We start from the raw sequence: 12,349 nt of genomic DNA, 5'->3' as shown, positions 1-12,349 counted from the left end.
CCCGCAGTGCCTGCGGGCGGGCGTTGCCATCAGTTGGCGACGATGTTGACCAGCTTGCCCGGAACCACGATGACCTTGCGGATGGTCAGGCCATCGATGAAGCGCAGGACGTTCTCGTTGCTGCGCGCGGCGGCTTCGATTTCTTCGCGGCTGGCGGCGGCCGGCATTTCGACCTGTCCACGCAGCTTGCCGTTGACCTGCACCACCAGGGTGACGGTGTCCTGTACCAGGGCTGCCTCGTCGACGGCTGGCCAGCTGGCGTCGATGACTGCCTGCTGGTGGCCCAGCTGTTGCCACAGCTCGTGGGAGATGTGCGGGGTGATCGGAGCCAGCAGCAGGGTAACGGCCTCGAGGCCTTCCTGCAGCAGGGCACGGTCCTGCTCAGTGGCCTGCGGGGCCTTTTCCAGCACGTTCATCACGGTCATCACCTGGGCGATGGCGGTGTTGAACTTGTGGAACTGGCCTACGTCGGTGCTGGCCTGCTTGATGGCGGTGTGGATGGCGCGGCGGATGACCTTCTGCGCGTCGTCCAGGGCGGCGACATCCAGCTTGCCCGGCAGGCCTTGGGCCACGTGGGCCTGGGCCAGGCGCCAGACGCGGCGCAGGAAGCGACTGGCGCCTTCGACGCCGGAGTCGGACCATTCCAGGCTCATGTCGGGCGGCGAGGCGAACATCATGAACAGGCGGCAGGTGTCGGCGCCGTACTGGTCGATCATCGATTGCGGGTCGACGCCGTTGTTCTTCGACTTCGACATCTTCTCGGTGCCACCGATTTCCACCGGCAGGCCGTCGGTCTTCAGGCGGGCGCCGATGATCTTGGCCTTGGCATCGCGCTCGACCTCGACATCGGCCGGGTTGAACCAGTCCTTGCCGCCGTTGCTGGCCACACGGTAGTAGGTTTCGGCGACCACCATGCCCTGGGTCAGCAGGTTCTTGAACGGCTCGTTCGAGGTGACCAGGCCTTCGTCACGCATCAGCTTGTGGAAGAAGCGCGCGTACAGCAGGTGCAGGATGGCGTGCTCGATACCGCCGATGTACTGGTCGACCGGCAGCCAGTGGTTGGCCGCTTTCGGGTCGACCATGCCACCTTCGTAGTTCGGCGAGGCGTAGCGGGCGAAGTACCAGGACGACTCGACGAAGGTGTCCATGGTGTCGGTTTCGCGCTTGGCCGCGGTGCCGCATTTCGGGCAGCTGCACTCGTAGAATTCAGGCATGCGCGCCAGTGGCGAACCGGCACCGTCCGGCACCACGTTTTCCGGCAGGGTGACCGGCAGCTGGTCTTCCGGCACCGGTACGTCGCCGCAGGACGGGCAGTGGATGATCGGGATCGGGCAGCCCCAGTAGCGCTGGCGGCTGATACCCCAGTCACGCAGGCGGAACTGGGTACGCGATTTGCCCAGCTCCTTGCGGATCAGGGCGGCTTCGATGGCGTCGAAGGCACCGGCAAAGTCCAGGCCGTCGAATTCGCCGGAGTTGATCAGCTGGCCGTGCTCGCCATAGGCGGCCAGCCACTCGCTGCCGACTTCGTCGCCAGCGCTGGTGCGCACCACGGCCTTGACCGGCAGGTTGTACTTGTGGGCGAACTCGAAGTCGCGCTCGTCGTGGGCCGGCACGGCCATTACGGCGCCATCGCCGTAGTGCATCAGCACATAGTTGGCGACCCATACCGGCAGCTTCTCGCCGGTCAGCGGGTGCTCGACCAGCAGGGAAGTGGCCATGCCCTTCTTCTCCTGGGTGGCCATGTCGGCTTCGGCAACGCTGCCGCTCTTGCACTCTTCGATGAACGCCTGCAGCGCCGGGTTGCCCTGGGCGGCCTGGGTGGCCAGCGGGTGTTCGGCGGCGACGGCGACGTAGGTGGCGCCCATCAGCGTATCGGGACGGGTGGTGAACACCTTGAGGGTGCCTTCGTGGCCGATGCTGGCCATGTCGTACGGGAACTGCACTTCCATGCCGCGCGACTTGCCGATCCAGTTGCGCTGCATGGTCTTGACCTGCTCAGGCCAGCCCGGCAGCTCGTCGAGGCTTTCCAGCAGCTCGTCGGCGTAGTCGGTGATGCGGAAGTAGTACATCGGGATTTCGCGCTTCTCGATCAGCGCGCCCGAACGCCAGCCACGGCCGTCGATGACCTGCTCGTTGGCCAGTACGGTCTGGTCCGCCGGGTCCCAGTTCACGGTACCGTTCTTGCGGTAGATGATGCCTTTCTCGAACAGGCGGGTGAACAGCCACTGCTCCCAGCGGTAGTAGTCGGGCTTGCAGGTGGTGACTTCACGTGCCCAGTCGATGGCCAGGCCCAGGCTCTTGAGCTGGGTCTTCATGTAGTCGATGTTTTCGTACGTCCACTTGGCCGGGGCGACGTTGTTCTTCATCGCCGCGTTTTCCGCGGGCATACCGAATGCGTCCCAGCCCATCGGCTGCAGGACGTTCTTGCCCAGCATGCGCTGGTAGCGGGCAATCACGTCACCGATGGTGTAGTTGCGCACGTGGCCCATGTGTAGCTTGCCGCTCGGGTACGGGAACATCGACAGGCAGTAGTAGGTGTCCTTGCCTGGCTGTTCGGTAACAGCGAACGATTGTTGCTCGTCCCAGAACTTCTGGGCGGCGGCTTCGATATCACGGGGCGTGTATTGTTCGTGCATGGCTACTTTTTGCTGAGAGGGAAGAGACCTTGTTCCAGGCAGCGGAACCTCGCTGCGTCCGGCACTCCGGTGTCGTTTAGAGTGAACGCCGTAGCATACAGCAGCGCCGCGCATCGTGGGAAACCTTCGTTGCGAATGCCCGCTGGTCGCGGCACACGGCTGCTTTTTTCAACGACGCTAAGCTCAGGTGTGGGGGGAGATATTCTTATCTTCAATGAGGTGAACGGATGGGAGAGACGCAGCTACCCGCAATCAGACCGGAGCTATACGAACGCCTGATCGACCGGCTTGGCCTGGCGCTGGAAGTGGCCAGGACCTCGGTGCGATTGCGCGACGAAATGCCAGCCGAGCTGGAGTTGCGTGGCCTGAGCCACGCAGAGTTCGAACTGATCAAGGCCTACCTGGATTCTCTCCCGGAGCGCCACAATGCCTGTGTCGGCAGTTACCCACAAGCGGAGCCGACATCGGCCAAGATCATCTGGCTCAAGGACAAGAAACGCCCCGCCAGCACGGCGAGATCCAGGACGCTGCCGCATCGCTAGCCGTTCAGGACGCCAGGCGCAGGCTATCGCGCGCCGGTTCTTAAATTTTGCACAGCTCACGATCGGCGCCGGCCACACCCTTGTTGACCGGCGTCGATCCTTCTAGGCTGCACACCTGCCAAGGAGGTGTGGCCAATGTCGATCCGATTCTTCGTCAAACAATGGCTGATGCCGCCAGGCGTCCTGTTCCTGCTGCTGCTTGTGGCGTGGTGGCTGCGCCGCCGTCGGCCCCGGCTGGCAGCGCTGTGCTTTGCCCTGGGCCTTGGTGGCCTGTGGCTGATGAGCCTGCCGCTGGTGGTACAGGAAACCGCTCGTGTGCTGGAGACGGAAGCGCCGTTGGCGGTAAGCGATTGGGCCGGCCTGGCAAGCCGGGCAGATGCCATCGTGCTGCTGGGCGCGGGGCGTGAGCGGGGTGACCCGGCCTGGGGTGGTGGCGACCAGCCCACAGCCACGGCGCTGGAGCGCATGCGCTTTGCCGCACGGCTGGCCAAGGCTTCGGGCTTGCCGGTGTTGACCAGTGGCGGGTTGCACTATGGCTCGCCGCCGAGCGAGGCGCAGTTGATGGCTGATCGCCTGCGTGAAGATTTCGGTGTCGAGGTGAAATGGCGAGAGGAGGGCAGCCGCACGACCTGGGAAAATGCCCGGCTGACGGCCAAGGTGCTGCAGCCGTTGGGGATTCGCCGGGTGGTCGTGGTGACCCAGGCCTGGCACATGCAGCGCTCGCGCTGGAGCTTCGAGCAGGCGGGGTTCGAGGTGGTGCCGGCGCCAGTCGGGTTCCTCGGGCGCGATCATGCGCGGCCGTTCGGCGGGTTGCTACCGGAGAGCCGGGCGATGTGGCAGAGCGGGCAGTTGCTCAATGAAGTGGCTGGGTTGGTGGGGTATCGGCTGTTCTACTGATTTACCGGCTTACGCGATCCCTTGTAGGAGCGGCCTTGTGTCGCGATGGGCTGCATGGCAGCCCCAGATTTCAGCTTCTATGCCGGGAATGCCGGGGCCGCTTTGCGGCCCTATCGCGACACAAGGCCGCTCCTACAGTGATCTGCGTCGCCTGGTTAAACAGTCTTGGCTATTCGCCCAGCCAGCAACGCCCAACCCAGCAGCAATGCACAGACTATCGCCAGCGGCCACGACCGCCATTGCAGGTACGGCGTCAGCTTCTGCATCGGCACCACCTCGCCATACAGCACCGCCTGCTGGAACTGCGGTACCTGCGTGGTAATGCGGCCAAACGGGTCGATCAGCGCGGTCACGCCATTGTTGGTGGCGCGGATCATCCAGCGCCCGGCTTCCAGCGCGCGCATCTGTGCCATCTGCAGGTGCTGCAGCGGGCCGATCGAGGTACCGAACCAGGTGTCGTTGCTGATGGTCAGCAGCAGGTCGCTGCGGGCCGCCAGGCCTGCGGCGAATTCGGGGTAGACCACTTCGTAGCAGATGTAAGGCGCAATCTGGTAGCCCTTGGCCTGCAGCAGCGGCTGGTCTTCCGGCCCGCGGGCGAAGTCCGACATGGGCAGGTTGAAGAACTCGATCAGGCCACGCAGCATGTCCTGCAGCGGCACATACTCGCCAAAAGGCACCAGCTTCTGCTTGAGGTAGGTGCCATCGCCTTCACCAGTGACAGTGATGCCGTTGTAGTAGCGGCGCTGGTGATGCACCACTTCACGCACCGGCACGCCGGTAATCAGCGCCGAATGCCGCTCGGCGGCAAACCGGCCCATCACGTCGATATAGCCTTGGGCCTGGTCCTTGAGCACCGGCACCGCGGTTTCCGGCCACACCAGCAGGTCTACCGGCCTGGAGCTGAAGCTCAGGTCACGGTACAGCGCCAGTTGCGCATCGATGTGCGCCGGGTCCCATTTCAGGTCCTGCTCGACGTTGCCCTGGATGGCCGCCACTTTCAGTGGGTCGCCCGCCGGCTTGGTCCAGGCATGGCCCTTGAGCGCCAGGCCCAGCACCCACGGGGCCAGCAACAGCAGGCAGCCCACCGCGAGGAACGAGGGGCGGGCGCGCAGGCGGTGCACGTTGCACAACAGGGCAGCGGTCAGGGCCAGTGCGAAGGAAATCAGCCACACGCCACCCAGCGGTGCCAGGCCGGCGAGCGGGCCGTCCAGCTGGCTGTAGCCGGCGTAGAGCCAGGGGAAGCCGGTCAGGAACCAGCCGCGGAAGGCCTCTTGCAGCAGCCACAGGGCGGCAAAGCACAAGGCGTCGGCCAGTGGTGCTTCGGTGCGGCGCAGCCAGCGTGCCCACAGCCAGGTGGGCAGGGCGAAGAACCAGGCCAGGGCGGCGAAGAAGGCCAGCAGCAGCAGGATCGCCAGCAGCGGCGAGGCACCGCCGTAGGTGTTCATGCTGACGTAGATCCACCAGGTACCGGCACCGTACAGGCCGAAGCCGAACCACCAGCCGCGCCACATGGCCTGGCGCGGGCTGAGCTCGCGCAGGCCGAGGTAGAGCAGGGCGATGGACAACACGGCCAGGGGCCAGATGTCGAAAGGCGCCAGGGCCAGGAGGGTGGAGGCACCGGCCGCCAGGGCCAGCAGGTTACCGGGCCAGCCGGGGCGGGTGATCCAACGCATGTTTGTCCTTAACGGGTGATCGGTGTCAGGCGCAGCAAGTGTATCCGCCGGCTGTCGGCATTGAGAATACGGAACTTGTAAGGGCCGATCTCGGTGGTCTCGTTGCGCTTGGGCAGGTGACCGAAGGCGCTCATTACCAGGCCGCCGACAGTGTCGAACTCGTCATCGGAGAATTCGCTGTCGAAGAACTCGTTGAAGTTTTCGATCGGGGTAAGCGCCTTGACCAGGAAGTCACCGCTGGGCAGCGGTTTGATGTAGCTGTCTTCCTCGACGTCGTGCTCGTCCTCGATGTCGCCGACGATCTGCTCCAGCACGTCCTCGATGGTGACCAGGCCGGCCACGCCGCCGTACTCGTCGATGACGATGGCCATGTGGTTATGGTTGGCGCGGAACTCGCGCAGCAGCACGTTCAGTCGCTTGGACTCGGGCACGAAAGTGGCCGGGCGCAGCAGGTCCTTGATGTTGAAGCTGTCGCCATTCTCCTTGAGGATCAGCGGCAGCAGGTCCTTGGCGAGCAGGATCCCGAGCACATCGTCATGGCTTTCGCCGATCACCGGGTAGCGCGAGTGCGCGGCGTCGATCACCGCCGGCAGGAACTCGCGGGGCGACTGGCTGGCCTTGATGCTGATCATCTGCGAACGCGGCACCATGATGTCGCGAACCTGCAGGTCGGCCACCTGGATGGCGCCTTCGACGATGGTCAGCGCTTCGCTGTCCAGCAGTTTGTTCTGATGGGCTTCGCGCAGCAGTTCAAGGAGTTGCTGGCGGTTTTTCGGCTCATGGGCAAAAGCCTGGGTCAGTTTACCCAGCCAGGACTTCTGCCCGTTGCTCGATCGATCTTCGCTCATGGCGGTTCTCGTGATCCTTCGTGTATCAGTGTGTGATGGTGTCGGTTTCATCGTCGGCGTACGGGTCTGGATGACCCAGTTCTGCCAGCAATTCCCGTTCCAGGCCTTCCATTTCCTCGGCTTCCTCATCTTCGATGTGGTCGTAGCCGAGCAGGTGCAGGCAACCGTGTATGACCAGGTGCGCCCAGTGCGCTTCCAGCGACTTGCCCTGTTCGGCGGCTTCGCGCTCGACCACTGGCACGCAGATCACCAGGTCGCCCAGCAACGGGATATCGAGCAGGTCGTCGGGGACGTCGGCCGGGAACGACAGCACATTGGTCGCGTAGTCCTTGTGCCGGTAGGTGTGGTTCAGCTCGCGGCCTTCGGCTTCGTCGACCAGGCGAATGGTCATTTCCGAATCGGCGCTGCGCTGGCGCAGGGCCAGTTCGCACCAGCGGCGAAAGGCGGTGTCATCCGGGGCGGCAGCATCCGTGGCCCGTTGAATATCGAGTTCAAGCATCTTTGCCGGGCGCCTCGGGCTTGGCCTGGCGGGCATCGAAGCGGTCGTAGGCCTCGACAATGCGCTGCACCAGTGGGTGACGAACCACATCTTTGGGTTGGAAGTGGGTGAAGCTGATACCCGGAACGTCCTTCAGCACCTCGATGACGTGTGCCAGGCCTGACTTGGTGCCGCGGGGCAGGTCAACCTGGGTGATGTCACCGGTGATGACCGCGGTGGAGCCAAAGCCGATACGGGTAAGGAACATCTTCATCTGTTCCAGCGTGGTGTTCTGGCTCTCGTCGAGGATGATGAAGCTGTTGTTCAGGGTGCGGCCACGCATGTAGGCCAGCGGCGCGATCTCGATCACCTGGCGCTCGATCAGCTTGGCCACATGTTCGAAGCCGAGCATTTCGTACAGGGCGTCGTACAGCGGGCGCAGGTACGGGTCGATCTTCTGGGCCAGGTCGCCGGGCAGGAAGCCGAGCTTTTCGCCCGCCTCTACCGCAGGTCGCACCAGCAGGATCCGGCGCACCTGTTCGCGTTCCAGCGCGTCCACGGCGCAGGCCACGGCCAGGTAGGTCTTGCCGGTACCGGCCGGGCCGATGCCGAAGTTGATGTCGTTGGCCAGGATTTCCTTGACGTAGCGTTGCTGGTTGACCCCGCGCGGGCGGATGTTGCCCTTTCGCGTGCGCAGCGACACGCTGACCTCGTTGACGGCCGGGTTGTCGATGTTCTCGACGGTCGATTCCTGCAGGTACAGATGCACGGTTTCCGGCGACAGGTCGCTGGCCTTTGTCTCGCGGTAGAGACGGCGCAGCAGTTGTTCGGCAGCGGAGGTGGTCTTGGGTTCGCCGATCAGTTCGAACTGATTGCCGCGGTTGCGGATCTCGATGGCCAGGCGCTGTTCGATCAGGCGCAGGTGCTCGTCGAACTGGCCGCACAAGTTGGCGAAACGGTGGGCCTCGAAGGGTTCGAGGATGAAGCGATGGGGTTGTATGGGTGCGTTCAAGGTCGTTTTTAGCCGCTCGACGGCAATGGATGTGAACTCAAGAATAACCCTTGAATGGCAGTGGCGAAAGCACTGAAACGTTCAACGGTATGTATGGCCTGTTCCGGCCCTATCGCCGGCAAGCCGGGCTCCCACAGATACTGCACAGGCCTGAAGCTTGCGCAGTACCTGTGGGAGCTGGCTTGCCGGCGATCAGGCCGGGACAGGCAACACAGATCAGCAAACCTGTCTGCTATGATGCCCGCCTTTTCTTACGCATGTGTTATCCCGACGAACATGAGCAAACGCGAACCTGCCATCTATAAAGTGATCTTCCTCAACCAGGGGCAGGTCTTCGAGATGTATGCCAAGCAGATCTACCAGAGCGACCTGTGGGGGTTCCTGGAAATCGAGGAGTTCGTGTTCGGCGAGCGTTCGCAGCTGGTGGTGGACCCGAGCGAGGAGAAGCTCAAGAGCCAGTTCGATGGGGTGATCCGCAGTTTCGTGCCGATGCACTCGATCGTGCGCATAGACGAGGTGGAGCGCCTGGGTACGGCGAAGATCAGCGAAGCCAAGGGCGGCGGCAACGTGATGCCGTTCCCCATGCCGATGCCGGAAAAGTAACCCTCAGGGGAGTGGCGAGAACGGCGTGCGCCCTTCGGCGTTCTGCAGTTCCAGCAGGTACTTGCGGAAGATCTGGCCAAGCACCTGGGTGGCATGCTCCAGCTCGTCGCGGGGCATTTGCTCGGTCACTTCGTCGGCCATGTCCAGCGCATCCTCGGCGCCGTTGACCGCGGCCATCTTCAGCAGGATGTAGGCCTGCACATTGTTGGCCTTGACCCCTTCGCCACGGAAGAACATGGCGCCCAGGCGATACTGGGCCTCGGCATGGCCTTGCAGCGAGGCCTTTTCGAACCAGTTCAGGGCTTTGCCCAGGTTTTTCGGCGTTTGCGTGTAGTAGTACTCGCCCAGTTCGAATTGCGCCTGGGCATCCCCCGCCGTTGCCGTCTGCTCACAAGCCTTGAGGGCGTTTGCCAGGTCTTCAGGCTGGACATTCAAGGTGCAGCGGCCCGTCGCCGGAATCAGCAACGAGTTACCGCCCTCCGCCAGGGCCAGCAGGGGCTGAAGAAGCAACAGGCAGCCCAGGGTCAGGGCGCGGCCGGTGCGGTTCATGGGGATCGACTTACCTCTGCAAAGCTGCGGCCAATGTCTCTGGTGGCACATTATGGGATAAGCAGCGCCAACCTTACAAAGTTTTACTCGATTTTCTGCTTGGTTGGGGAAGTCAGCTGATTGTGCATGGGTATTTGTTGCCTGTGCCGGCCTCTGTGGGAGCGGCCTTGTGTCGCGAAAGGGCTGCGAAGCAGCCCCAGCAATCTGTGCATTACTGCTGAAGTGCTGGGGCCGCTTTGCGGCCCTTTCGCGACACAAGGCCGCTCCCACAAAAGCGCGGTGCTGCGCGCTATTTCAGGGCTGCAAAGGCCTTTTCAGCCGCATCCAGGGTGATCTGCAGCTCCTTGTCGCCATGGGCGATGGAGGTAAAGCCGGCCTCGAACGCGCTCGGCGCCAGGTACACGCCACCATCGAGCATCAGGTGGAAGAAGCGCTTGAAGCGCTCGGCATCGCTGGCCATCACGTCTTCGAAGGTGACGATGTCGTCGGCGCCGCTGAAGTACAGGCCGAACATGGCACCGGCCTGGGTGGTGACGAACGGCACGCCAGCGGCATCGGCGCGCTGTTGCAGGCCGTCGAGCATGCGGCTGGTGTAGTCGGTCAGCTCGGCGTGGAAGCCCGGGCGGCTGATCAGCTTCAGGGTGGTCAGGCCGGCGGCCATGGCCAGCGGGTTACCCGATAGGGTACCGGCCTGGTAGACCGGGCCGAGCGGGGCGATGCAGCCCATGATTTCACGCTTGCCGCCGAAGCAGCCGACCGGCATGCCGCCGCCGACGATCTTGCCGAAGGTCGACAGGTCCGGCTTGATGCCGTAGTGGCCCTGGGCGCCGCCGAGCGAAACGCGGAAACCGGTCATCACTTCGTCGAAGATCAACACCACGCCGTGCTTGTCGCACTGCTCGCGCAGGCCTTCGAGGAAGCCTGGCGCCGGCGGTACGCAGTTCATGTTGCCGGCTACCGGCTCGACGATGATGCAGGCTACGGTCTGGCCGACTTCGGCCAGGGTTTTCTCGACGGCGGCTATGTCGTTGAACGGCAGGGTCAGGGTGTGTTTGGCGAAGTCCGCCGGCACGCCCGCCGAGCTTGGCACGCCCTGGGTCAGCAGGCCGGAGCCGGCTTTTACCAGCAGGCTGTCGGAGTGGCCGTGGTAGCAGCCTTCGAACTTGATGATGGCGTCACGGCCGGTGTAGCCACGGGCCAGGCGGATGGCGCTCATGGTGGCTTCGGTGCCCGAGCTGACCATGCGCACCATCTCCATGGATGGCACCAGCGAGCAGACCAGGTCGGCCATCTCGGTTTCCATGGCGGTCGGGGCGCCATAGGACAGGCCGTGCTCCAGCTGCCTGCGTACCGAGTCCAGTACCTCCGGGTGGCCGTGGCCGAGGATCATCGGGCCCCAGGAGCCGACGTAGTCGACGTAGCGCTTGTCATCCTCGTCAACGACGTAGGCGCCTTCGGCATGCTTGAAGAACAGCGGCGTGCCGCCAACGCTCTTGAAAGCGCGGACCGGTGAGTTGACGCCACCGGGGATGTGCTTCTGGGCTTGGGCGAACAGGGCTTCGGAACGGGACATGGGGGTTCTCTCGAATCAGGATGCGAACAAGGCGTTGAAGGCGCGGGCGCGGCGGGTGACTTCCTGAGCGCTGTCGGCACCGAACAGGCCGTGGATCACCGCCAGCAGGTCGGCGCCATGGGCGACCAGCGGGGCGGCGTTGTCGAGGGTAATGCCGCCGATCACCGCGATCGGCAGTTTCACCTGGGCGCGGGCCTGCTCCAGCAGTTCGATGTTGGCAGCGGGTGCACCCGGCTTGGTGACGGAATTGAAGAAGCGGCCAAAGGCCACGTAGCTGGCGCCTTCGCTGGCAGCCTGCGCGGCCAGCTCGAGGCTGGCGTGGCAGGTGGAGCCGATGATTGCCTGGCGGCCGAGCAATGCGCGGGCCGGGGTCAGCGGGCCGTCGGTCTGGCCCAGGTGCACGCCGACGCCCAGGCGCGCGGCCAGTTCGGCGTCGTCGTTGATGATCAGCTGAGTGCCGTAGCGCTCGCAGAGCTGCATAAGCCCTTCAGCTTCGCGCAGGCGGCGTGCCGCGTCGTCACTTTTGTCGCGGTACTGCAGCAGGCATACGCCGCCTTCGAGTGCCGCCTCGACATGGGACAGGAAACGGCCAGCGAGCAGCTGGCTGTCGGTGATGGCGTACAGACCGCGTAGCTTCATTGGAGGCCTCGTGTCAGGAGCAGAAATCCAGCGGCAGGCGGCGCGGCACGAACTGGCCCTTGCCCAGCTGTTCGGCGTCACGCAGGGTGCGCCAGGTGTAGTCCAGGGCGCTGCGGACGGCGCTTTCCAGCTGCTCGCCAAGGGCCAGGCGGCCGGCCAGGGCGCTGGCCAGGGTGCAGCCCGAGCCGTGGTAGCTGCCCGGCAGGCGCTGGCAGGTCCAGGTGTGGTGCTGGCCGTCGCGGCTGTACAGGCGGTTGTGAATTTCGTCTTCGTCGCCGTGACCGCCGGTAATCAGCAGGTGTCTACAGAACGGCAACAGTTTCTCGGCACACTCGTCGGCAGTGCCTTCGGGCAGTTCGGCAAGGATGCGGGCTTCGGGCAGGTTCGGCGTGGCGATGGTCGCCAGCGGCAGCAGGCGTTCGCGCAGGGCGTAGCCCACTTCGTCCTTGCCCAGGCGGCCACCACCACCGGCACGCAGCACTGGGTCGCAGACCAGTGGCAGGTGCGGGTGGGCGGCCAGCAGTTCGGCGACGGTGTCGACCATTTCGATCGAACCGAGCATGCCGAGCTTGACGGCGGCCACCGTAGAGTCGGCCAGCACGGCGTTGGCCTGGGCCAGCACCCACTCGCGGTCGAGCACGCGGAAGTCGGAAACGTTGACGGTATCCTGCACGGTCAGGGCGGTCACTGCGGGTGCGGCGTGACAGCCTTGGGCGATCAGGGCTTCGATATCTGCCTGCAGGCCGGCGCCGCCACTGGGGTCGTGGCCGGAGAGACAGAGGACAACGGGGCGGGAGCTGTAGATATTCATGGTCGGCGAGCTTACCACCAATCCTGTTTGGGCGGATCGTCCTACAAATGAGTTTTGTTGATCATAAGGTCAGATTTTTGCCGGTTGA

At 64.2% G+C, this 12,349-nt stretch carries 12 protein-coding genes; 3 read left to right on the top strand and 9 right to left on the bottom strand.

The features are described from left to right. Window positions 1-29 precede the first annotated feature (29 nt). Window positions 30-2,636, bottom strand: coding sequence for a leucine--tRNA ligase (leuS, locus tag ACK56M_RS25740; protein WP_015271934.1), 2,607 nt, complete (start codon window positions 2,634-2,636; stop codon window positions 30-32). A 227-nt stretch (window positions 2,637-2,863) separates the two neighbouring features. Between leuS and ACK56M_RS25735 the strand changes: the two genes are divergently transcribed. Beyond that, on the top strand, window positions 2,864-3,178 hold the full coding sequence (locus tag ACK56M_RS25735) for a hypothetical protein (RefSeq protein WP_003257582.1): 315 nt from the start codon (window positions 2,864-2,866) through the stop codon (window positions 3,176-3,178). Window positions 3,179-3,313: 135 nt separating this feature from the next. Then, window positions 3,314-4,075: a YdcF family protein gene (locus tag ACK56M_RS25730; RefSeq protein WP_015271933.1), complete on the top strand. Its 762-nt coding sequence runs from the start codon at window positions 3,314-3,316 to the stop codon at window positions 4,073-4,075. 155 nt (window positions 4,076-4,230) lie between these two features. Here ACK56M_RS25730 and lnt read toward each other — a convergent pair whose 3' ends face one another. From lnt to ACK56M_RS25710, 4 genes are read right to left on the bottom strand one after another with little or no spacing between them, the layout of a single operon-like run. After that, entirely contained in the window at window positions 4,231-5,748 is a 1,518-nt protein-coding gene (gene lnt, locus ACK56M_RS25725; protein WP_013974344.1) for an apolipoprotein N-acyltransferase, read from the bottom strand. Window positions 5,749-5,756: 8 nt separating this feature from the next. Continuing rightward, entirely contained in the window at window positions 5,757-6,596 is an 840-nt protein-coding gene (locus tag ACK56M_RS25720; RefSeq protein ID WP_003257584.1) for an HlyC/CorC family transporter, read from the bottom strand. Between the two features lie 25 nt (window positions 6,597-6,621). Continuing rightward, window positions 6,622-7,095: an rRNA maturation RNase YbeY gene (gene ybeY / locus ACK56M_RS25715; RefSeq protein WP_015271932.1), complete on the bottom strand. Its 474-nt coding sequence runs from the start codon at window positions 7,093-7,095 to the stop codon at window positions 6,622-6,624. Then, on the bottom strand, window positions 7,088-8,086 hold the full coding sequence (locus tag ACK56M_RS25710) for a PhoH family protein (RefSeq protein ID WP_013974342.1): 999 nt from the start codon (window positions 8,084-8,086) through the stop codon (window positions 7,088-7,090). The genes ybeY and ACK56M_RS25710 overlap by 8 nt, the downstream gene beginning before the upstream one ends. A gap of 276 nt (window positions 8,087-8,362) precedes the next feature. Between ACK56M_RS25710 and ACK56M_RS25705 the strand changes: the two genes are divergently transcribed. Further along, the gene (locus ACK56M_RS25705; RefSeq protein WP_013974341.1) at window positions 8,363-8,689 is read left to right on the top strand and encodes a DUF1820 family protein; all 327 of its coding nucleotides are present in this window, start codon (window positions 8,363-8,365) and stop codon (window positions 8,687-8,689) included. 3 nt (window positions 8,690-8,692) lie between these two features. On the opposite strand, the gene ACK56M_RS25700 is transcribed toward ACK56M_RS25705, so the two are convergent. The 4 genes from ACK56M_RS25700 to ACK56M_RS25685 form a co-directional block, all read right to left on the bottom strand. Continuing rightward, on the bottom strand, window positions 8,693-9,238 hold the full coding sequence (locus tag ACK56M_RS25700) for a tetratricopeptide repeat protein (protein WP_003257587.1): 546 nt from the start codon (window positions 9,236-9,238) through the stop codon (window positions 8,693-8,695). Window positions 9,239-9,527: 289 nt separating this feature from the next. Then, complete coding sequence (gene hemL, locus ACK56M_RS25695) at window positions 9,528-10,811, bottom strand: glutamate-1-semialdehyde 2,1-aminomutase (protein ID WP_013974339.1); 1,284 nt, start codon at window positions 10,809-10,811, stop codon at window positions 9,528-9,530. A 15-nt stretch (window positions 10,812-10,826) separates the two neighbouring features. Beyond that, complete coding sequence (thiE, locus tag ACK56M_RS25690) at window positions 10,827-11,450, bottom strand: thiamine phosphate synthase (RefSeq protein ID WP_003257589.1); 624 nt, start codon at window positions 11,448-11,450, stop codon at window positions 10,827-10,829. A gap of 13 nt (window positions 11,451-11,463) precedes the next feature. Continuing rightward, window positions 11,464-12,261: a hydroxymethylpyrimidine/phosphomethylpyrimidine kinase gene (locus tag ACK56M_RS25685; protein ID WP_015271931.1), complete on the bottom strand. Its 798-nt coding sequence runs from the start codon at window positions 12,259-12,261 to the stop codon at window positions 11,464-11,466. Window positions 12,262-12,349: the final 88 nt, after the last annotated feature.

Source organism: Pseudomonas sp. s4 (assembly GCF_046764235.1).
Taxonomy (GTDB): domain Bacteria; phylum Pseudomonadota; class Gammaproteobacteria; order Pseudomonadales; family Pseudomonadaceae; genus Aquipseudomonas; species Aquipseudomonas asiatica.
This window is presented reverse-complemented; position numbering and strand designations above follow the sequence as displayed.